The organism is Cupriavidus lacunae, assembly GCF_003353055.1.
GTDB classification, from domain to species: Bacteria; Pseudomonadota; Gammaproteobacteria; order Burkholderiales; family Burkholderiaceae; genus Cupriavidus; species Cupriavidus lacunae.
In genome coordinates this window covers 188703-210945 of sequence record NZ_QKWJ01000006.1, presented here as the reverse complement: position 1 = coordinate 210945, position 22243 = coordinate 188703, and the positions used below count along the sequence as shown (strand labels likewise).

General features: G+C 68.1%; 16 protein-coding genes. 8 read left to right on the top strand and 8 right to left on the bottom strand.

The genetic code is table 11. The annotated features are described in order from the left end of the window. Positions 1-2 precede the first annotated feature (2 nt). On the bottom strand, positions 3-2003 hold the full coding sequence (locus tag DN412_RS08160) for a sigma-54-dependent Fis family transcriptional regulator (RefSeq protein ID WP_115014029.1): 2001 nt from the start codon (positions 2001-2003) through the stop codon (positions 3-5). Between the two features lie 218 nt (positions 2004-2221). Beyond that, positions 2222-3262 carry an LLM class flavin-dependent oxidoreductase gene (locus tag DN412_RS08155; protein WP_115014028.1) on the bottom strand — a complete coding sequence of 347 codons (1041 nt, stop codon included), beginning with the start codon at positions 3260-3262 and terminating at the stop codon, positions 2222-2224. Positions 3263-3451: 189 nt separating this feature from the next. Here DN412_RS08155 and DN412_RS08150 point away from each other — a divergent pair, with 189 nt between their 5' ends. Next, a complete protein-coding gene (locus DN412_RS08150) occupies positions 3452-4207 on the top strand; it encodes an IclR family transcriptional regulator (protein WP_115014047.1) in 756 nt (251 codons plus the stop codon). 12 nt (positions 4208-4219) lie between these two features. Here DN412_RS08150 and DN412_RS08145 read toward each other — a convergent pair whose 3' ends face one another. Continuing rightward, positions 4220-7003, bottom strand: coding sequence for a hypothetical protein (locus DN412_RS08145; RefSeq protein WP_115014027.1), 2784 nt, complete (start codon positions 7001-7003; stop codon positions 4220-4222). A 224-nt stretch (positions 7004-7227) separates the two neighbouring features. Between DN412_RS08145 and DN412_RS08140 the strand changes: the two genes are divergently transcribed. The 6 genes from DN412_RS08140 to DN412_RS08115 all read left to right on the top strand — a co-directional run bounded on the left by DN412_RS08140 (position 7228) and on the right by DN412_RS08115 (position 13959). After that, a complete protein-coding gene (locus DN412_RS08140; RefSeq protein ID WP_115014026.1) occupies positions 7228-7941 on the top strand; it encodes an IclR family transcriptional regulator in 714 nt (237 codons plus the stop codon). Between the two features lie 64 nt (positions 7942-8005). Next, on the top strand, positions 8006-9613 hold the full coding sequence (locus DN412_RS08135; protein WP_115014025.1) for an OPT/YSL family transporter: 1608 nt from the start codon (positions 8006-8008) through the stop codon (positions 9611-9613). 54 nt (positions 9614-9667) lie between these two features. Continuing rightward, a complete protein-coding gene (locus DN412_RS08130) occupies positions 9668-10852 on the top strand; it encodes an aminotransferase class V-fold PLP-dependent enzyme (RefSeq protein ID WP_115014024.1) in 1185 nt (394 codons plus the stop codon). A 42-nt stretch (positions 10853-10894) separates the two neighbouring features. Beyond that, a complete protein-coding gene (gene pepE / locus DN412_RS08125) occupies positions 10895-11650 on the top strand; it encodes a dipeptidase PepE (RefSeq protein ID WP_115014023.1) in 756 nt (251 codons plus the stop codon). Between the two features lie 133 nt (positions 11651-11783). Then, positions 11784-12944: a porin gene (locus DN412_RS08120; protein WP_115014022.1), complete on the top strand. Its 1161-nt coding sequence runs from the start codon at positions 11784-11786 to the stop codon at positions 12942-12944. 58 nt (positions 12945-13002) lie between these two features. Beyond that, positions 13003-13959, top strand: a complete 957-nt coding sequence (locus tag DN412_RS08115; protein WP_115014021.1) for a DUF1177 domain-containing protein — start codon at positions 13003-13005, stop codon at positions 13957-13959. 25 nt (positions 13960-13984) lie between these two features. Here the strand turns inward: DN412_RS08115 and DN412_RS08110 are convergent, their stop codons facing one another. The 4 genes from DN412_RS08110 to DN412_RS08085 form a co-directional block, all read right to left on the bottom strand. Beyond that, positions 13985-14962: a DedA family protein/thiosulfate sulfurtransferase GlpE gene (locus DN412_RS08110; protein WP_115014020.1), complete on the bottom strand. Its 978-nt coding sequence runs from the start codon at positions 14960-14962 to the stop codon at positions 13985-13987. Between the two features lie 341 nt (positions 14963-15303). Beyond that, positions 15304-16683, bottom strand: a complete 1380-nt coding sequence (locus DN412_RS08105) for an MFS transporter (protein ID WP_115014019.1) — start codon at positions 16681-16683, stop codon at positions 15304-15306. Positions 16684-17717: 1034 nt separating this feature from the next. Beyond that, positions 17718-18230, bottom strand: a complete 513-nt coding sequence (locus tag DN412_RS08095; RefSeq protein WP_115014018.1) for an MOSC domain-containing protein — start codon at positions 18228-18230, stop codon at positions 17718-17720. Between the two features lie 1061 nt (positions 18231-19291). Next, entirely contained in the window at positions 19292-20314 is a 1023-nt protein-coding gene (locus DN412_RS08085; protein WP_115014016.1) for a Bug family tripartite tricarboxylate transporter substrate binding protein, read from the bottom strand. 238 nt (positions 20315-20552) lie between these two features. Between DN412_RS08085 and DN412_RS08080 the strand changes: the two genes are divergently transcribed. Beyond that, positions 20553-21311 (top strand): FadR/GntR family transcriptional regulator, encoded by a 759-nt coding sequence (locus DN412_RS08080; protein ID WP_115014015.1) that lies wholly within the window; start codon positions 20553-20555, stop codon positions 21309-21311. Between the two features lie 84 nt (positions 21312-21395). Here the strand turns inward: DN412_RS08080 and DN412_RS08075 are convergent, their stop codons facing one another. Beyond that, complete coding sequence (locus DN412_RS08075) at positions 21396-22025, bottom strand: response regulator transcription factor (protein WP_115014014.1); 630 nt, start codon at positions 22023-22025, stop codon at positions 21396-21398. Between the last annotated feature and the right edge of the window lie 218 nt (positions 22026-22243).

Sequence of the window (22243 nt, the reverse complement as noted above, 5' to 3'; positions counted from 1 at the left end):
GCCTATGCGTCGGGCGGCTCGACGCCGCCGTCGCGCCGGTTGGGGGACTGGATGCCGTAGCGCTCCATGCGCCGGTACAGCGTCATGCGGCTGACGCCGATCTGCCGCGCGACCGCGCTCAGGTTCCAGCCGGAGGCGCGCAGGTACTGCATCAGCAGCATGCCTTCCGGCGGCAACGGGTGCGGATCGGCGGGCGCGCCGGTACATGGCGGTGCTGGCTGCTGCAGCGCCGCGGATGGTGCCGGCCCGGCCAGGCTGTCGGGCAGGTCTTGCAGGTCGATATAGCCGTCGGCGCAGACCGCGCGCGCGTACTCCAGCACGTTGCGCAGCTCGCGCAGGTTGCCCGGCCAGCGGTGGCGATGCAGCCGCTCGCGTGCGGCGGGCGACAGCCTGACTTCACTGCCCTGCGCGCTGCCTTCCTGCAACAGCTTGCGGATCAGCCAGTCCAGGTCGGTTCGCTCGCGCAGCGGCGGCAGCGTGAAGCGCGCGCCGTTGAGGCGGTAATACAGGTCTTCGCGGAAGCGCCCTTCGGCCACGAGCTGCTCCAGGCCATGGTGCGTGGCCGAGATGACCCGCAGTCGCACCGGCACCGGCCGTGCGGCGCCGACGGGCAACACTTCGCCCTCGGCCAGCACGCGCAGCAGCCGCGACTGCAGCTCGCGCGGCATGTCGCCGATCTCGTCCAGGAACAGCGTGCCGCCGTCGGCCTCCTGGATCAGGCCGCGCTTACCGCGCGGGCCCGCGCCGGAAAAGCTGTTGGGCAGGTGACCGAACAGCTCGCTTTCAATCAGCGTTTCAGGGATCGCCGCGCAGTTCACCGCCACGAACGGGCCGTCGCGGCGCGCGCTGGCCAGGTGCAGGGCCTTGGCAAGGAACTCCTTGCCGCTGCCGGTCTCGCCGTGGATGAGCAGGTTGATGGGGGAATCGACCAGGCGGGCTGCGCGCTGCAGTTGCTGCTGCAGCGCGGCATCGCCGCCGGTCAGCGCCGCCAGCGCATCCGGCATCGCCACCTGTGTTTCCGCGGCCGGCGCCTGCCAGTGCAGCGCCGGCGGCAGCACGCTCAGGTACAGCAGGCCGCTGCTACGGTTCAGCGCCACCAGCCGCTGCTCGCTCGGGCGCGAGTAGACATAGCGGCCCAGGTCGTCCATGCGTGCGTCGAACAGCGCCTCGAACGGCTGGCCCAGCACCGTGGCACCCGGCGCACCGCTGAGTTCGCTCTCCAGCATCAGCCTGGCGCGGTGGTTATGGCCGACGATGCGGCCCGCGTCGTCCAGCGCCAGCAGGTATTCGGGATTAACGTCGACAAACTCGGGCGCCACGTTCAGCTTCAGGATCCAGTCGCGCCGGTGCGCGCGCAAGAAGTAGGCGTTCTCGATATGCGCGGCGTAGATGCGCACCATCTGCAGCGCCAGCCCCTGGCTGTCCTTGGCCTGCGGCGAAGTCAGCGCGGAGATGTCGAGGATGGCGTGCAGGTTGCCGTGCGTGTCGAAGAGCGGCGCCGCAGTGCAGGTCAGCGGGATATGGGTGGCATCGAAATGATCGGCCTGGTGCACCGTGAGCGCCTGGCCGGTGGCCAGCGCAGTGCCGACCGCGCAGGTGCCGGCGCCGCTTTCGCTCCACTCGGCGCCCAGGTAAAGCCCCGCATGCCGCAGTGCAGCGTCGGTGCGGGCATTGCCGATATAGTCGACCGTCACCCCCTGCGCATCGGTCAGCAGCACCACGTAGCCAAGGCCCGCCACCTGCCCGTACAGGCTCTGCAGGCCGTGGCGCGCGATGCGGGCGAAGTCGTCGATGCGCTCCTGGTGCTCGCGCAGGCGCGGCTGCGGCAGGATGCGCGCCTCCTGCATGCGCGACGGATCCAGGCCGTACTGGTGCACGCAGCGGCGCCATGAGTTCTGGATGATGGCGTCGTGCGCGATCCGGTCCGCAAGCACGGCCGGCGGGGGAAGGTATGTGGTCGCCTGGACCACCGTCTCGATGTGCTCGCGTTGCCGCAGGTCCATCGCTGTCTCCTGTCGTCGCTGCCGTCGGCCCCAGGTGTTGTGGATGGGGCGGTGGATCGGGCGGACTGTCGGGCGCGTGCTGCGGGAGCCGCGCCTCTCTCGGTCTCGGGCCTTCTAATGTATCCGAGCCGATCGGCGGTGCGCAAACAGGATTCGCGGCACGCCGGCGGGCGCATGCTGCAAGTGCGGCGCACGCCATACCGGAGAGCCGCAGGCGCTCAGAGGGCCGAAGCGGTCTTCAGGCCGCGCGCCGCGTCGGCGGCGATGGCAAACGAGCGCAGGCGCGCCTGGTGGTCGTGGATCTGGCCGGTCAGCATCAGCTCGTCCGGGCGCAGGTCGTCGACAAAGCGCTGCATGCCGGCGCGCACGGCGTCTGGGTCGCCCACCACCGAGCAGGCCAGCGAGCGGCGGATATGGTCGGCCTCGCTCTCGTTCCACAGCGATTCGATATCGTCCACCGGCGCACGCAACTGCCCGGGGGTGCCGCGCACCAGCGCCAGGAACTGCTGCTGCAGCGAGCTGAACAGGCGGCGCGCCTCGTCGCCGGTCTCGGCCCCGAACACATTCAGGCCCAGCATCACGTAGGGCCGGTCCAGCGTTTCGGAGGGCCGGAAGGTGCGCCGGTACAGGTCCAGCGCCTGGCGCATGAAGCCTGGCGCGAAATGCGATGCAAAGGCGAACGGCAGGCCCATGGCCGCGGCCAGCTGCGCGCTGAACAGGCTCGATCCCAGCAGCCAGATCGGCACCTTGAGCCCGGCGCCGGGCACCGCGCGCAGGCGCTGGCCGGGGCGCACATCGTCGAAGTAGGCCTGCAGTTCTTCCACGTCCTGCGGGAAGGTATCGGCGCTGTCGGCCGACAGGTGGCGGCGCAAGGCGCGCGCGGTGGCCTGGTCGGTGCCGGGCGCGCGGCCCAGGCCCAGGTCGATGCGCCCCGGGTACAGCGAGGCGAGCGTGCCGAACTGCTCGGCGATCACCAGCGGCGAGTGGTTGGGCAGCATCACCCCGCCCGAGCCCACGCGGATGGTCCTGGTACCGTTGGCGACATAGCCGATCAGCACGGCGGTGGCGGCGCTGGCAATGCCGGGCATGTTGTGGTGCTCGGCCAGCCAGTAGCGGTGGTAGCCCAGTTGCTCGGCATGGCGGGCCAGGTCGAGCGAGTTGCGCATGGCCTGGCCGGCGTCGCTGCCTTCCGGGATGGGGGCCAGGTCCAGGACGGACCAGGTAACGCCTGCTCCGGTGGGGATCGAGTCGTGATTCATGAGTTTGAGGCGGGCGGCCTGCACCGCACGCGGGCAATGCGTATGGCTCGCTATCTTAGAGACCCCGCCGCGATCGTGCTGGCGGCCAGATCGCGGCCCTTCGGACGGCGTGGGTATATTCGCGGGCGCGAAAGATTGAGTCGCGCCGCGCTTGCCCGTACCATGCAGCCCGATGCGAAGGAACAAGCGATGACACTCAAGACACTGGACGGCGCGCTGGCCCTGCTGACCCACTTCACCGTGCGCCAGCCGACCTGGGGCGTGCGCGAGCTGGCCAAGCACAGCGGCGTGCACTACGCGGTGGTGCACCGCGTGCTGGCCACGTTTGCCGCCAACGGCTTCCTGGTGCAGGACGCGGCCAGCGGCAAGTATTCGCTGGGACTGCGGCTGTTCGAGCTGGGGCAGGTGGTGCGCAAGAGCTTCTCGCCCGACGAGATCGTGCGCCCGGTGCTGGAGAAGCTCGCCGTGCAAAGCGGCGAGACCGTGTTCCTGTCGTGGCTCGACGGCCATGAAGGCCTGTGCGTGGGGCTGGTCCAGAGCCAGCACCAGCTGCGCTTCTCGATCGAGTTGGGCGAGCGCTTCCCGTTGTACGCGGGCGCGCATGCCAAGGCCATGCTGGCCTTCCAGGATGATGCCTTCCGCGACGAGGTCTACCGCCAGGGCATGGCTCGCATGGGCCCGCATACGACGCTGGACCGCGAGCGCATCGAGCAGCAGCTGGCCGAAGTGCGCGAACGCGGCTGGGCCCACACGCGCGAAGAAGCCGCCGCCAGCGTGGCCGGCCTGGCGCTGCCGCTGTGGTCGCGCGACCGCAGCGCGGTAGTGGGTTCGGTCGCCATCGCCGGGCCGCAGCAGCGGCTGGACGAAGCCGCGGTGCCGCGCCTGCTGGACGCGCTGCGCGATGCCAGCGGCCGGCTCGAAGACGTCATCGGCTTCGTGCGCTGACTGACCGGTCGCCTACACCAACAGGGCCTTGCCCACCGCCCCGCCCAGCACGCGCTGGCCGATCGCATGGCCCAGCGCGCGATAGCTTTCCCATTGCGCCTCATCGAAAAACTGGTCCCCGGTGGGTTGCTGCGGAAACGCTGGATGGGTCGCGCCGTAGTAGCGCACGTCGGCCGGCGCCCATGACACCAGCCGCGGCTTGAGCAGCACGATGCGGCAGGTGCGCGCGCGTGGCGCCCCGCACTCCGGGCCGGTGCGGTAGACGTTGAGCAGCACGGCGCATTTGTCGGCCGCCGGCGCGCCCGGCAGGAAGTCGTCCGGCACGCCGAAGACACGGCTGAGCACCGGGTGGGTGGTGGCAGCCTCGGTATCGACCACGATCTCCAGCCCATGGTCGATGCGCGCCAGCCGGATCACGTTGGCCAGGTCGCCGAAGCGGTAGTCGGGATCGCCGCCGCAGTCGCACAGCACGATCAGCGATACGTCGCGGTCCGGGCGCAGCAGTTCGTACACGCCGGTATTGTCGAAATGCCCGCCGTCGGACAGGTATTGCCAGCCGCGCCGCGTGCCATGGAAGCGCGCGCTCAGTTCGCAGCCCAGGTAGTACTGCGTGCGAAAGAGCGCGATGCCCGCGGCCAGCCACGGATGCGTGGCGCGTTCCGGAAGGCGCCTGGCGCGGCCCCGGCGGCCGCCTTCGCGCGCGTGGCTGGCCGGATACGACGGCCACCATATGCCCAGCCGCAGGTTCGCCAGGCCAAGCAGCAATGCTGTGCCCAGCGTGGTCGCGCGCCCCAGTCTGGTGGAGACGGCTGCGCCCGAGATTGCCATCCAGTCGCCCACCGTTCGCCATTCGGCCAGCTTGCCCGACGACGGCGGTGACACGTCCGGGCAGCAAGCCCGGCCGTCGATGGTGAAGCGCGCGTAGGCGTCCGGCGGGATCGCCGCGGCCGCGCCGGGCTGCGCCACGCAGGGGCCGGGCGCCAGGCACAGCGGCTTGCCCTTGCGGTCGCGCTGCACCAGTTGCTCGGCCGGGTCGACGGTCAGGTTCAGCGTGACATTGATCAGGTGCAGCGGCGCCAGCACGCGCGGATCGTAATAGGTGTTCAGGCTGAGCTGGTCGCCGGGAACGGGCTCGGCCACGCTGAAGCGGGGGCGCAGGCTGCCGTCCGGGTCGCCGTTCGGATGATCGGGGGCCGCAAAGCGCTCACCGTTGGACGCCCCCAGGTACGCACGGGTGAGCCGCGCCGCATAGAACGGGTGCAGCGTCGACAGGTTCAGGAAGCCCGCGAAGCGCCCCATCACCAGCGCCAGCACCAGGCTCACCACGAGCAGCGTGGCCAGCGCCGGGCCGGTATAGGCGTTGCCGAACACCAGCCAGTCGACCGGCTCGCGCCCGTCCCAGCGTACCCACAGCACCAGCCACGACCACAGCACGAACAACAGCAGGGCCAGCACGGCCGCCACCGCGCCCGCCAGCAGCGACACCGGCAGCCGGGCGCACAGCGCGCGCCACGGCGTGTCGGCGCTGCCCTGGCGGCCGGCGTCGCGCCAGCGCGAACCGTAGCGCACCAGCCAGACCAGCACGCCCAGCACGGTCAGCGGCAGCGCCGCGCCCCATTGGTGGTGGGCCTGGTGGGCATAAAGGTAAGCGGTGCGTGCGACGGTGTCGGCAATGCCCAGGGCCCCCAGCCACAGGGTCAGCGTGAGGGCACCGCGCAACGCGCGCGTGGCGCGCACGCGATAGGCAGCCACGGTGGGCGGCTCGCCCTGCAGCAGCGCCAGGCACGACAGCACGCCCAGCAACATCAGCACGCCTAACGCGAAGAAAAGCTTGCCGATGACCAGCCCCGGACCGAGCCATTCCGACCAGCGCGCCGCGGCCAGCAACAGCAGGCCCTGCAGCATGGCAAGCAGCGGCGCGGGGCCCACGAAGCGCGCCGTCGCCTGCGGGTCGTTGGCGCGCGGGTAGATCAGCCAGTAGGCCAGCCCGGGCGGCGCCGCGCCAGCCAGCGCGGTGACCAGCGGCAGCCACAGCAGGGTGCTCCACCAGATCGCGCATTCGCCCTGGTTGAAGGCCTGCCGCGCGTCATGCAGCAGGTCCATCTCATAGCGCCCCAGCCCGTAGAAAACGCCCACTGCAATGTGTTGCCCGAGCGCCAGCACCGCCAGCAACACCAGCAGCGCGCTGCCGATCACGTAATGCATGGCCAGCCAGTTGCGCACCACCAGCGCGGCGGCATAGAGGTTGTCGCCGGCACCGGTGGGCGACAGGTAGCGGCCGTTCTCGCGCAGCCACGCGACCGCGCCGCGGCCGGGATCGTTGGCATAGGACACCGAGGTATGGATGCGCCCCGGCGGCTCGCATTGCAGCGTGTGATAGGCATCGGCCGCCGCCTGGGCCGGGCCGGTGCCGCGGCGCAAGCGTCCGGGCACAAACAGGCTGACGAAGAAGGCCCCGAGGTAGCCGCCGCCGCTGACGGTGGACAGGTAGTCGAACTGCGCCAGCAGCGAAGCCAGTTCCGGCACGGTCTGCGCGGCCCCGGCGGCGGCGGCCGGCGTCGCGGCTTCCGGCGCGGGGGACGGCGCTGCCGCCTTGGCCGGCATCGCAGTACCGGCCATCGCCTGCATCACGCCCAGGCAGAAGGTGGCGCTGCGGATGCCGCCGCCGGACAGCGCCAGGGCCCAGTTGCGCTGGCCATCGTCGCTGCGCGGCGCAATGCCTAGCTGGCGGCGGCGCTGGGCAATGCGGGCGGCCTCATCGCCGGATCCGCCGGTTCCGTGGTGTTCCGCGGCCATGCGCGTCCTCCCGGTGACAGTCGGTCTGCGCCAAGTATAGGCGGCGGCGCTCCGTCGTTGCCGCACCGCCGGCGCGGCCAATAGTCGCCCTGCGCCGCCATCCGATCCCGCCTGACCCCGAGTTAACCCTGATTGTTGCGGCTCGGGCCGAGGCCTAGCATTTCTCTGTATCAGAGACGTTGTCTCTTATACAGAGACACAAGCAGTCGAAGCAACCCGCAACCATGCTCAAGACCCTGGACGGCGCCCTGGCGCTGTTGACCCATTTCACCGTCCGCCAGCCCAACTGGGGCGTGCGCGAACTGGCGCGCCACAGCGGCGTGCACCACGCCGTGGTGCACCGCGTGCTGGCGACCTTTGCCGCCAACGGCTTACTGGTGCAGGACGCGCTGGGGCGCTACGGGCTGGGGCTGCGCTGGTTCGAACTGGGACAAGTGATGCGCAAGACGTTTTCGCCGGCCGAGGTGGTGCAGCCCGCGCTGGAGGCACTGGCGCGCGAATCCGGCGAGACCGTGTTCCTGTCGTGGCTGGACGGTGGCGAGGGCTTGTGCACGGACATCGCGCAAAGCCAGCACCAGTTGCGCTTTTCAATCGAAGTGGGACAGCGCTTCGCGCTGGACGCGGGCGCGCACGCCAAGGCCATGCTGGCGTTCCAGCCGGAAGCGTTCCGGCGCCAGGTTGCAGGCGACGCGCCCGACCTCGAGGCGCGGCTGGCGCAGATCCGCGCCGACGGCTGGGCCTATACCTGCGAGGAATCCGCCGCCACGGTGGCCGGGCTGGCGCTGCCGCTGCGCCACCGCGACACCCAGGCGGTGGTGGGATCGCTGGCCATCGCCGGCCCGCTGCAGCGCCTGACGCCTGAGGCCATGCCGCGATTGCTGGAGGCGCTGCGCATGGCGCGCAACACCATCGGCCCGGTAGCGGGTTTCATGCGCTGAGCGCGCACAAGTCATCACACACAACAGACAAAACCAGACAACACTACGGGGAGCGGTGGACAACATGACCATGCCAACACAACTGAACGCGCCGATGGCGGCGCAGCCTGCGACACGGACACGCTTCATGGAGCCCTTGCTGCTGCTGGTCTCCGTGGGGCTGTCAGTGTTCGGCGCCATGATCGGCATGCAGCTGATCGTGTCGCTGGGGATCTCGGCCAACACCTCGATCATCGGCGCGCTGATCGCGATCGTGTTCTCGCGCATCCCGCTGGAGATCACGCGGCGCTTCCGCGTGCTGGAGCGGCAGAACCTGGTGCAGACGGCAATCTCGTCGGCCACCTTCGGCGCCGCCAACTCGCTGATGATCCCGATCGGCGTTCCGTATGCGATGGGCATGCCGGAACTGGCCACGCCGATGCTGATCGGCGCGGTGATCGCCATGTTCGTCGACGGCGCCATGCTGTACTTCCTGTTCGGCAGCAAGATCTTCCCCGCCACCGGCACCTGGCCGGCCGGCATCGCCACGGCCGAGGCCATCTGGGCCGGCGACCGCGGCGGGCGCAAGGCGGCGTTCCTGGGCCTGGGCATTGCCGTGGGGGTCGGCGGCGCCTGGCTGGGCGTGCCGATGTCCGCGTTCGGCGCGGCCTTCCTGGGCAACCTGGCGGCGCTGACCATGTTCGGCATCGGCCTGCTGGTGCGCGGTTATTCGGTGGCGCTGACCGGCGTCGACATCGCCAAGGCCTATATCCCGCACGGCCTGATGATCGGCGCGGGCATCGTGGCGCTGTTCCAGGTCGCCAATGAAATCCGCCGTGCGCGCAACGCCCCGGCCGCGGACGCGCGCACCGTCGAAGTCCCGGCCTCGCGCGCCAGCCGCATCCTGTCGGGCGGCTTCCTGGTCTACCTGGCGATTGCGCTGCTGATCTCGGTGCTGGCCGGCCATGTCTCGGACATGTCGCCGGGCATGCTGGTGGTGTTCGTGCTGTATGCCGCCTTTGCCGCCTACGTGCATGAGCTGATCGTCGGCATCGCGGCGATGCATTCGGGCTGGTTCCCGGCCTTCGCGGTGGCGCTGATCACGCTGACCATCGGCATCCTGATCGGCTTCCCGCCGACGGCACTGGCGGTGCTGGTGGGCTTCTCGGCCGCCACCGGCCCGGCCTTTGCCGACATGGGCTACGACCTCAAGACCGGCTACCTGCTGCGCGGCGAAGGCCGCGACATGGAGGCCGAGTTGGCCGGGCGCAAGCAGCAGTTCCTGGCCGCGATGATCGGCTTCGCGGTGGCCGCGGTGGTGGTGCTGGTGTTCCACCGCACCTTCTTCGCGCAGAACATGATCCCGCCGGTGGACCGCGTCTACGCGGCCTCGATCAAGGCGGGCTCGTCGGCCGAGATCGCCCGCAACCTGGTGATCTGGGCCATCCCCGGCGCGCTGCTGCAGCTGATCGGCGGCTCCAGGCGCCAGCTCGGCATCCTGCTCTCGACCGGGATGCTGATTGCCTCGCCGCTGGCCGGCTGGGCGGTGCTGGCGGGTCTCGCGATCCGCTTCGTGCTGCAGCGCCTGCGCGGTGACAAGCACGTGGCCGAGATGAGCGCCTTTGCCGGCGGCGTGATTGCCGGCGACGCGCTGTTCAGCTTCTTCGGCTCGGTCACCAAGCTGAAGAAGTAAGCCTTACCCCGGGGCGCACGCGCTGCGCCCGCCTGTCCTTACCGAGACGTTTCCATGGATATCCAAGCAATCCGCGCCGACACCCCGCTGACGGCTTCCACCATCTATCTCGACACGGCCGCGGCCTCGATTCCGCCCGACGCCGTGCTCGAGACCGTGCGCAGCTACCTGCTCGATACCGGTCATATCGGCATCTACCTGCCGGCCTTCCGCAAGCAGACCTATGCGCGCGTGGAAGCAGTGCGCGGGGCGCTGGCGGGGCTGCTCAACTGCGCTTCCGACGAAGTCGCATTCACCAAGAACGCCACGGAGAGCATCTCCATCGTCGCGCGCGGCATCGACTGGAAGGCCGGTGACGAAGTGCTGGTGGCTGACACCGAGATGCTGAGCAATCTGCTGCCCTGGCGCCGGCTGGAGCAATCGCACGGCATCGTCGTGAAGATGGTCGCGGCCAACGCCGAAGGGATGCTGTCGCCCGAGGCGTTCGAGGCCGCCATCACCGCGCGCACGCGCCTGCTCACCTTCTCGCACCTGCCCAATTCGACGGGTGCGGTGCAGCCGGCCGCGCAGCTCTGCGCGGTGGCGCGCCGCCACGGCGTGCTGTCGCTGGTCAATGCCGCGCAGAGCGTGGGCATGCTGCGCTCGGACGTGGCCGAACTGGACTGCGATTTCCTCGCCGGGTGCGGACGCAAGGCGCTGCGCGCGACCGAAGGCTCGGGCTTCCTGTATGTGCGCCGCGCACTGATCGAGCAAGTCGAGCCCGCGCTGGTGGGCTGGTGGAACGGCGCCTACGACCGCGACACCGGCGCCCTGTCGCTGGTGGCCGGCGCCAGGCGCTTCGAGGCTGGTTGCCCGATCGTGCCGGCGATCCTCGGCATGGGCACCGCCATCAACTACGCGGCCGCGATCGGCATCGACGCCATCGAGGCACGCGTGCGCGACCTGACCGAATACGCAGTGGCGAAGTTCGCGTCGATCCCCGGCTTCGAGCTGTATGGCCCGGCCGACGTGGCCAACCGCATCGGCATCGTGCCGTTCAATGTGCGCGGCGTGGACCCGGCGCGCATCGTTGCCGCGCTGGAAGCGCAGCAATGCATCATCGAAGCCGGCAACTTCATGGCCGACGCCATCCTGGCGCGCTACGGCGTGTCCACCATGGCGCGCGTCTCGCTGCACTACTTCAACACGCATGAAGAGATCGACCGTGTCGCCGCGCTGATCCGCGCCGCGATCGCCTGATCCCGCAAAGAACCTCACCAGACTCCTGACGGAAACCAAGACATGACCCAACGCATCCTCCTGATGAGCAGCTCGCGCAAGGACAACCTCGGCTACCTCGAGCACGCCGGCGAGCAGATCCACACGCTGCTCAGGCGCGAGCCGCGCAAGGTGCTGTTCGTGCCGTTCGCCGGCGTGACCTTCAGCTTCGACACCTATGAAGGCACGGTCAAGCCGGTGTTCGAGAAGCTGGGCTACGCGCTGGAATCGATCCACCACAGCGCCGACCCGCTGCGCGCCGTGGCGCAGGCCGAAGCGATTGCGGTCGGCGGCGGCAACACCTTTGCGCTGCTCAAGCGCATGTACGACGCCGGCATCGTCGACGCGATCCGCGCCAGGGTGCGCGCGGGCACGCCGTATGTAGGCTGGAGCGCCGGCAGCAACGTCGCCTGCCCGACCATCCGCACTACCAACGACATGCCCATCGTGCAGCCGCCGTCGCTGCGCGCGCTGGGGCTGGTGCCGTTCCAGATCAACCCGCATTTCATCAGCGGCAAGCCCGCCGGCCATAACGGCGAAAGCCGCGAAGAGCGCCTGGCGGAGTTCCTGCACATCAACGCGCCGGAACAGGTGTTCGCGCTGCCGGAGGGTTCGGCGCTGCTCTCCGACGGCAACCACGGCACCGTGCTGGGCGAGCGCCATGCGCTGTGGTTCCCGGCCGAAGGGCAGGTCGAGACCATCCGCGAAGGCGAGACCTTCCCGCTGTCGCAGATCACCGGCCCGGCCGGCATGCAGGACTGGCCGGGTTTTGCGGCCTGAGCCGGCGGCACTGCCTGAGCCGCTGACGCTCTGACCCGGGCCGGTCCCGGGCACAACAAACAGAAAACCGCACCGCGGGCCGCGCCATGCCGCCCGCGCGGGCCCCCTTTTGCCCTTTGGAGGAGAAAACAAGATGAGTCAGACCATTCGCCACGCCGTCCGCCTGGCACTGCCGCTGCTGCTGGGCCTGCCGGCCGCCGCGATGGCGCAGTCCGGGGTGACGCTGTACGGCGTGATCGATACCGCGCTGACCTACCAGTCCCATTCGAACCCCGCGGGCCAAGCCCAGATCGGGCTGCAGCAGGGCGGCGAAGGCTTCCTGTCCGGCAGCCGCTTCGGCCTGCGCGGGATTGAAGACCTGGGCGGCGGCGTGAAGGCCGGTTTCGTGCTGGAAAACGGCCTGCTGGCCGACACCGGCAAGTTGGACCAGCAGGGCCAGCTGTTCGGGCGCCAGGCCTACGTGAAGATCGGCAATCAGTGGGGCGAGCTGGCACTGGGCCGGCAGTACACCACGGCCAACACCATGCTGTACTACGTCGATCCGCTCGGCGTGGGCGCGGCGCCATCGAACGCGTGGATGGTCTACCTGACCGGCCAGCGCTACGACAACGCCGTCAGCTACACCGGCAACTTCGGCCCGCTGTCGGTGATCGCCGAATACGCGCTGGGCGAAACCGCGGGCAACACCCGCGCGACCTCGTCGGTGTCGTTCGGCGTGAAGTACGCCGCAGGCCCGATCAGCGCGGTGGGCGACTTCCAGCAGACCCGCGACAGCCAGAGCCGCGCCGCGAGCATCTACCTGGCCGGCCTGAAGGCCGCGGTGGGCCGCGCCAGCCTGTTCGCCAACTACATCCACAGCGACCGCGACGCGGGCTTTGATTCGTCCAAGGGCGGCACCGACACGGCCACCATCACCAGCATGTCGACCGCAGCCACGCCGACCAACCGCGCCGCCATCAGCTCGGTCTTCGGCGGCAGCCGCCACGACGACTTCTTCACGCTGGGCGCGAGCTACGCCGTCACCGGCAACGTCACGCTGATCGGCAGCGTGATGCACCACCGCACGCGCGCCGACGGCTTCAGCGGCAACCGCACCACCGCCTATGCGGTCGCCGACTACGCCTTCAGCAAGCGCACCGATGCCTACCTGGCGCTGGCCTACGACCGTGTGCACGGCGACTGGTCGGGCCTGTTCGGCAACAACACCACCAGCTGGACCGGCGGCAGCGGCAAGCCGCTGGACGGGCGCGACAGCCAGACCACGGTGATGGTCGGCCTGCGCCACCAGTTCTGACTTTTTGTAGACGCCCTGGCCGCGCCGCGCGGGCAGGGCACATCCTTTGGAGAAAGCCATGGCCCTGCAGCAGACGCTGGTCATTCACGAAGCCCTGGACAGCCCGCACGCCAACGGTGCGGTCGTCAGCGAACTGTTCGCGCCCTACGCGGGCGCCGGCGTGAGCGTGGAAGTCACCACGATCCACAACGCCCCGCCCGAGAACACGGCCAACACCACCGACTTCATCACCATCGTGATCCCCGGCACCGCGGGCAAGCGCGGCGGCGGCAGTGCGCCGACGCTGGGCGTGATCGGCCGCAACGGCGCCATCGGCGCGCGTCCGGAACTGGTGGGGCTGGTGTCTGATGCCGACGGCCCGATCGGCTGCCTGGCGGTGGCGCTCAAGCTGGCGCAGATGAAGGCGCGCGGCGACCATCTGGTGGGCGACGTGATCGTGACCACGCATCTGTCGACCAATGTCTCGATGCAGCCGCACGACCCGGTGCCGTTCATGGGCATGCCGGTCTCGTCCGACACCATGAACGACTACCAGGTGCTGCCGGAGATGGACGCAATCCTGTCGATCGACGCGTCCAAGGGCAACAGCATCATCAAGCACCGCGGCTTTGCGATCTCGCCGACGGCGATGCAGGGCTACATCCTGCGCGTGGCGCCGGACCTGGTGGCGACCATGGAATCCACCACCGGCTGCCCGGCGGTGACCTTTCCGGTCTCCCAACAGGACATCACGCCGTACCACAACGGCCTGTACCACTTCAACAGCATCATGCAGCCGCACGTGGCCACCCGGGCGCCGGTGGTCGGCGTGGCGGTGACGGTGCAGTCGGTGGTGTCGGGCAGCGCGACATCGGCCAACCATGAGATCGACATCGCCGAAGCGGTGCGCTTCTGCGTGGAGGTGTCCAAGCGCTTCGGCGCCGGCAAGTGCCAGTTCTTCAACACCGCCGAGTGGCAGAAGATCCGCGCGGTCTACCCGGACCTGTCGGTGTTCCAGACCGCGGGCAAGCGCTGAGCGCAGCGCCGGCGGCCCGGCCGGCTCAGGCAGCTTCGGCCGGGCCTGGCTGGTTGGCCGCCTCGGTCGGGGCGGCGCCGCCGTGGCGCCGCTTCCATTCGTCGAAGCCGCCGGCCAGCGCCCAGGTCTTGGGGTAGCCGGCCGCGCGCAGGCGCTCGGCCAGCAGCGCGGCAGACAGCTCATTGGGGCAGGCGCAATAGACCACGATGTCGGCCTCGGCATGCGGCACGCCCAGCGCGTCCAGGCTGTCGAGCGCGCCCTGCATGTCCAGCACCATCGAGCCGGGGATGCGCTCCATCGGCGTGTCACCGTGCGCGCGCACGTCGATCACCACTGGCAGGCTGCCGGCCTGCCGGCGCGATTCCAGTTCATCCACGGTCATGCGCGGCACGTGACGCGTGCGGCGCAGCAGCCGGAACCGGCGCCACCAGCGCCACGCCAGGAACAGCGCGAACACTACCCCCAGCGCCACCACCGCCATATGCCCATAGGCGCTGAACGCCTCCAGGATGGCATCGATAAAGTCACTGAACACCACGCCGATCAGCAAGGCGCTGCCGGCCCACACCAGTGCGCCGATGGCGTCATAGAACAGGAACACCGTCAGTGGCGTGCCCGTCATGCCGGCCATGGCGGTCGACAAAGCGCCGGCGCCGGGCAGCAGCTTGGCGATCACCAGCGAGCGCGGTCCCACGCGCAGGTACAGCGACTGGGTCTGGCGGATGCACGAATCCTGCGAAATCGACACCCGGCAGATGGTGCGCAGCATCGGCTGCCCCAGCCGGCGCCCGGCGAAGTACCAGCCGGTGTCGGCAAGCAGGCAGGCAAAGATGACCGCTGCCAGCACCGCGCCGATCGACGGCCCGGTCTCCTGCACGCCCAGCGCGCCGGCGACGAACAGCATCGGGTACGCCGGCACCGGCAACCCGGCCTGCTCGACCAGCACGTTCAGGAACACCAGCATCAGCCCGTGGTGTTCCAGCAAGGCCTGTAACTCTCCCACCGCGCACTCCCCATTAGTTCAGGACGCCAGTGTGCCAGCCGCCCGGGGTCCGTGCAGCGGCAGCTTTGCATGGGTGTTTCAAAATTCCTGACAACACGGCGCGCCGCCGGGTGCAGTGTTCGACCTACGTTGTCCGACAACATCACATCCTGGCAATCTGAAGATTCCACCCACACGTTCAGACATCTCCCATGGACCTTCAAGGCTTCGCCTCAATAGGCTTACACCCTAAACGAGGAGAAGTCGATTGAAGAATCCCACAGGAGAACAGGAATCGTGATGCCAATACTCCTCTATCAATGGGAAGACCACCAGCCGCAGGTCTACCAGTACGCGCAAGCTCAGTGGGACAGCGCCTCCAGCGATTGCCCCTTGGTCTCGGCGCCGAGTGTCAGCACGACGAGCGCTGCCACGACGAAGGATGCGGCACCCAGCGTGAAGATGCCGGCTTGCCCGGTGATCGGCAGCAGGACACCGACGATGTAGGGCCCCGTCAGGGAACCGATCCGCCCGATCGACGATGCGAAGCCGGCGCCGGTGGCGCGCGAACGGGTCGGATAGAGCTCCGGGGTATAGGCATAGAGCACCGACCACATGCCGAACAAGAAGAACTGCATCGCAAGTCCCGCGGCGATCAGGTGCGCAACGCTCGCCTGGGTGGCCGCCGCCTGGCCATAGAAGTAGGCGGCGACGGCACTGCCGAGCAGCATCAGCACGCAGGTGGGCTTGCGGCCCCAGGCCTCGAGCAGCCAGGCCGAGAAGATGAAGCCCGGAATGCCGGCCAGCGAGATCAGCACGGTGTACAGCACCGACTTGGTGACTGCGTAGCCAGCGTGCTGCAGCAGCGCGCAGAGCCAGGTGGTCAGGCCGTAGTAGCCGAGCAGCGCGAACAGCCACAGCAACCAGAGCATCAGCGTGCGCTTTGCGTAGACACCATGCCACAGTTCGGCAAACGCGGTGCGGCCGCTGGTCTTCGCCTCCGGGAAACCGACGTGGCTGACCGGCGGCAGTTCGCGTTGTCCTGACGCGAGTAGCACGCGGCGCTCAAAGCCACTGATCACGGATTCTGCCTCGTAGTGCCGGCCGGCACCCTCCAGCCAGCGCGGCGATTCTGGCACCCCGCGACGCACGATGAAGACGAAGACGGCAGGCACCGCCAGCGCGATGAAGATGCCGCGCCAGCCGATCACCGGCAGGAGGCAGTAGGCCGTGACGCCGGCGGCAATGAAGCCGAGCGGCCAGAAGCCTTCCAGGATAGCGACGTAACGGCCCCGGCTTCTGGCGGGAAGGATTTCCGACACCATCGCGAGGCCGATCGGAAACTCCATGCCCATGCCGAAGCCGAGCAGCACGCGGCAGGCCATCAGCGCATTGACGCTGTCGGACAGGCCGCACAAGAGGCTGCCCACGCCCCAGACGATCATGCTCAGCTGGAACACCGGCCTGCGCCCGAACTTATCGGCCATCATGCCCGCGATCGCCGCGCCAAAGAACATGCCGACGAAACTGCTGCTGCCAAGCAAGCCGGTCTGCACTGCCGTGAGCCCGAACTCTGTCTTGATGGAGCCGAGCACGAACGTCATCATGCCCACGTCCATCGCGTCGAAGAACCAGGCGGTGGCGATGATGGCGAACAGCGAGCGCTGGTAGCTGGTCAGCGGCAGGCGCTCAAGGCGTGCCGCCACGGAAGGGCGGTGAATTTCACCGGCATAGTCATTCATTGTCTTGTCTCCGTATTTTTTTGAACTGATGTACTGCTGAGCGTGAGCCGAGGCCCCACGCAGGTCGTCTCCTCGCGGGACGAGCCAAGCAAGTGCTGGTCGCGCTTGCCAGCGCAGCCGGCGACGCACACGATCACTTCCCGCTCGCGTTCGGCGGCCGTCAGGACGCGGTCGCGGTGGACGGGGAGGGCCTTCGATCCAGGGTGTCCGGCATGCGCCGCAGATCCCACCAACGCACGACACCGTTACGTCAACCTCGAGCTCTTCGAGGGTGCCGAGCAAGCCCAGCTCCGGCGCCACTACCATTTCCTTGCCGCTCTTGGCGAGAACCACAGTGTAGGGCACCGCCGAGCCATCCATGGCGAGCTTCGGAGGCGTGAAACATTCGATGTGCTTGCGCTCATCGAGCCAGTGCGCGACCGCGCTCTCGAATGCTTCCAGCATTCCCGCTGGTCCACAGCAATACGCGAGCGCTTCGGATCCGTGCGCGCCGACGATGACCGGGATGTCAGGCTTCGACTCAACCAGGGTGTTGTAGAGGCGCACCCTGCCGCCTTCGAGCGCCGGACCGAGCATGTCCGACAGGCTGGGCTCTCCCATGCTGGACCAGTGAAGAACGTAGTTGGTCCGTCCTCGCTCCTCCAGGTCCCGGATGGCCGAAATGAACGGCGTGATGCCGATGCCGCCGGCAACGAACACGTTCATTGCGCTGTCGCTGGTGCGGATGCCGCTGCGCGGGAGCGAGACCCCGATTCGCGCGCCCACCTGCAGCTCGTCATGCATGTAGCGCGAGCCACCGCGACCCGCGGGATCGCGCTTGACCGCGATAACGTAACGAGCATCGTCGCTCAGCGCGTTGCAAAGCGAATACGTGCGGACAAGCTTTCCCTCGAAGTGCACGTCGATGTGCGCACCAAGCCGGAATGCAGGCAGTTGCCAGCCGTCGGGATCAGCGAGCACGTAGCGCTTGACGCCTGGCGACGGCTCGTCGATGCTGGTTACGACGACCGCCACGGTCTTGATTGGCTTTGCCATCACGCGGCCCTGACAATGTCACCGACTCGAACGATCCCGCCCTTCACGATCTTGCAGTTGAGACCGGCACGATTGATGAGCGGTTCGAAGACTGCCTTGCCGAGGGCCTTCTCGATGTGCCGCCATGGCGTTGACAGGCGTAGCGCCTCCAGCAGCGTTTCGCCGAGCCAGAACTGCCGGCCCACCAGGTGGTTCAGAGGAACCCCTTGCACAGTCACATTGCGCCGATGCTCTTCAGGGTAGAGCGAGATCTTGCAGTCCCGGGCGAGCGCCTCGAGTGTCTCGATCTCGAAGACGGTGATCTGCCGCCCCTCGTCCGGCATGTGCGAGTAGGAGCCTGCCTCGTGGCCAAGAATGTACCGGTCGCCTTCGATCCCACGACCCGCGACGAGCGTGAGCTGTTCGAACGACTTCATCGGAAGCAATGCTCGCGGCGTCAGGTGAAGGTATCGCACGACACCGGTCCAGGACGGCGGAGCGGCGGTCGCCTCGGTCGGATGCACTTTGCTCATGGCGTGGGGTCTCCTGTATGGGTTCTGTTCGTTGCAGCGGACGCGTCAGGCGTCTTCCGTATGTCTGATGTCTCCGGGAAAGTTGTCGCAGAAGTGGCAATGCCCGGCACTCGATTCTCACGAGATGCCTGGGCCGGCGTAAGGCGTACTACTACTGTTCGGAGATGGCGTAGAACTACGCTATTCGGTGGGAGCAAGCGGGGGGGCCATCGCGAGTTGTCGCTCTTGGCAGGCGTGGGCTGTTTCGCCGGCGTGGCCGGCGGGGCTCTTTGCTCGTTGGCTTGGGGATGTGGGTCGGGTTCGATGTTGTCGTAGGTTTAACCGCCTGGTTCCGCCCTGCTGGGCGGGTCACTTTTTGTCCGAGCGACAAAAAGTAACCAAAAAACGCGTCGCCTCTGGCGGCTGGCCATCAATTTGGTGGTGGGGGTGGTTCGGGCGGCGGTGCTTGCCGTTTGGCGTGGTTGGCCGTTCTACCCAGGTACGCTCCCTGTCCGGTGCCTACGTCGACGGACTATTGGACGAACCCGACTTTAGGCTATTGGCAGCCTGCTAACGAGGTCATCGGTGGGACGCCTTCGGCTGCGCTGCGCGCACTCAGTATCGTAGGTCGGGTGCTCGGGCACGGAGTGCGTCGCTGCGCTCGCACGGCGCGGTCGGGATGCCGAGCCCCAAAAAAAAGAGCGCAAATCAGGACGTGGCCGTCCGCCTGCCACGTTAGGGCCGGCGCGAAGCGCAGCCGAAGGCGTCCCACCGACGCGGTACTTAGCAGGCTGCCTACAGCCTAAAGTCGGGTTCGTCCAATAGTCCGTTGATGTGGGCACAGACAGGGTGCGTAGCAGGCCCGAACGGCCAACCACGCCAAATGGAAATCACCGCCGTTTGAACCACCAACACCGAGGAATGGATGGCCAGCCGCCTGAGGCGACGCGCTTTTTGGTTACTTTTTGTCGCTCGGACAAAAAGTGACCCGCCCAGCAGGGCGGAACCAGGCGCTTAATCCTACGACAACATCGAACCCGACCCACAACCCTGCCTCGGTGTGCAGGCTCAGCACGGTGCCTTCAGTCCAACGCGATCTTCCCCTTCTCGATCACGGTCTTCCACCGCAGCAACTCCTGCGCCTCAAACTGATGGAACTGCTCAGGAGTGTTGGCCACCACCTCGAAACCGTTCTCGGACAGCTTCTGTCGCATCTTCGGGTCGTTCAGCGAGGACACCAGCGCACCATGCAGGCGGCTCTTCACCTCGGGCGGCAGGCCGCGCGGCGCGGCCACGCCCTGCCACGAGTACACCTCCACATCCTTGACGCCAGCCTCGGCCATGGTCGGCACATTGGGCAGCACCGGCAAGCGCTTGTCGGAGGTCACCGCCATCGCCTTGAGCTTGCCGGCGCGGATGTGCTGCAGCACGGCGTTGATGTTCTGGAACGACACGTCGACCTGGCCGGCCAGCAGGTCGCTGATGGCCGGGCTACCGCCCTTGTAGGGAACATGCAGGCCGTCGGTGCCGCTCTTCTGCCAGAACAGCGCCGCGGTCAGGTGGTCGGACGAGCCCGCGCCGGACGAGGCAAAGCTGACTTTGCCGGGGTTCTTCTTCATGTAGGCCACCAGTTCCTGCAGCGTGCTGGCCGGGAACTGCGGATTGGCCACCAGCACGTTGGACGCGCGCACCGCCACGGTCAGCAGGTCGAAGTCCGTGACCGGGTCATAGCCAAGGTTCTTCTGCAGGAACGGGTTCACCGCATAGACGCCGATCGACGCCACCATCATGGTGTAGCCGTCCGCCGGCGCGCGCTTGACATAGGTGGCGCCGATGGCGCCGGTCGCGCCGGGGCGGTTGTCGATGACGAAGGGCTGGCCCAGCTTTTCATTGAGCGGCACGGTCAGCATGCGCGCGATGGCGTCGCTGGAGCCGCCCGGCGGGAACGGCACCACGACCGATACCGGGCGTTGCGGCCAGTCCTGCGTCGCGGCGGCTGCGGTGGGGCTGACGGTCAGGGCCGCCACCGTGAAAGCTGATCCGAGCACGAAGGCGCCCAGCCAGTGGTGCAGGCGCAGGGCGCCCTGGCGTTGGAATGTGTACATCGTTGTCTCCTGCAGTGTTTTTATAGGATGAGCCTGACAAGCCGATGACGGCGGGGCCGGCCGGCGGCATCGCCACGTGCGCCCAGGCCCGGCATTTCCTCTGGCGGGCGCCGCTTCTTCCACCCATATCGTTGCTGCGTATGTTATCTGTCATCGTATGACTGATAACCCAGTATAATGAGGCCATCTCGAACCGGTCAAGTCCGGGAAACCCCGCCCGTATTCGTACGCACACGCCATGCCGAACGCCCAATCCGCCCCGCCCGTCACGCCCCTCCCGCTGCGCCGCCGTGGCCGCACGCTTGCCGAGGAAGTGGTGCAAGCCCTCGGCGAAGAGATCTTCCAGGGCCGCCTCAAACCCGGCGACAAGCTGCCGACGGAGTCAGAGATCATGGCGTCGATGGGAGTCAGCCGCACCGTGGTGCGGGAAGCCCTGTCGCGGCTGCAGGCGAGCGGCCTGGTGGAGACACGCCACGGCATCGGCACCTTCGTGCTGGCGCGCGCGGCCGAAGCGCCCTCGCCCTTCCGCATCGGGCCGGACGCGCTGGGCACGGCGATGGATGTGATGGCGATGCTGGAATTCCGCGTCAGCCTGGAAGCCGAGGCCGCGGGCCTGGCCGCAACGCGCCGTACCGACGAGCAACTGGCCGCGATGCGCCAGGCGCTGGATGAACTCAAGCGCAGCGCCGGCGCCGGCAATGACGCCGTGGAAAGCGACTTCGCCTTCCACCTGGCCATCGCGCGCGCCACCGGCAACCGCTATTTCACCGACGTCATGGGCCACCTGGGCACCATGGTGATCCCGCGCAGCCGCTTGCAAGTCAGCACGCCCGAGCGTGTGCAGTACCTGGAACGCGTCAGCATCGAGCACGAGAATATCTACGACGCGATCGAGCGCCGCGACCCGGACGGCGCCAAGGCGGCCATGCGCATGCACCTGACCAACAGCCGCGAGCGGCTGCGCAAGGCTTCAGGTTCGGCCGGCGCGCAGGGCTGAGGCGAGCCCCGCACGCCGGGCTAACTGCCTTGTCCGCCACGTCATACGATGTCCAATAAGGAATGAAGCCCGGCGTCCTGGCCGCTATGGCGTCAGCCGGCACCGGCGCGCAAAGTCGACCAGTTCCACCAGCGACGACACCTGCAGCTTGCCCATGATGCGGGCCTTGTAGCTGCTGACGGTCTTGTTGCTGATAAAGAGGCTGGCGCTGATGGCCTTGTACGACATGCCGCGCGCCAGCATCTGCAGCACCACCAGTTCCTTGTCGGACAGCCGCCGCAGCATCTCGTCGTCGGCCGACATGGACTGGCGCGGCGCACCGCCGCGGCCCAGCACCGGGAAGACCGTGTAGCCGGCCAGCACCGCCTCGACCGCGCGCAGGATCTCCTTGATGTCCTGCGTCTTGCTGACGAAGCCTTGCGCGCCGGCCTGCCACGACCGGCTAACGAACACCGCCGGGTCCAGCGCCGTCACCACCAGGATGCGCACCTGCGGATGGATCACCCGCAGGCGCGGCGCCACGTCCAGCCCGCTGGAGCGCGGGATGTCGAGGTCGAGCAGCACCAGGTCGGGCGTACGCGCGCGCACCATCTCGATGGCACATTGCCCGTTGTCCGCCTCGATCACCTCGTCGACGCCAAGCAGCTGCAAAAGGTGGTGCCGGAGCACCAGCCGCATCGCCGGATGGTCATCAACGATCAGGATGGTTGTCATGCGCGGGTCCGTGGTTCGAGGAAGCATCGGCTGAGGAAGCATCCCCAAACAGGCATGGAATAGCCGGGGCGGCGCACGCCGGGGCGCGATGCCACGCCAGTATAGGGAGCCGCAAGCGCGCGCAGGATGGGAGGAATCCGCATCGGCTGCAGCGAAAGTCCTAGGCCGGCCTCAGACGCGCGGCGCCGCCGCGGGCTGCGTGCCCCTGCACACGACAG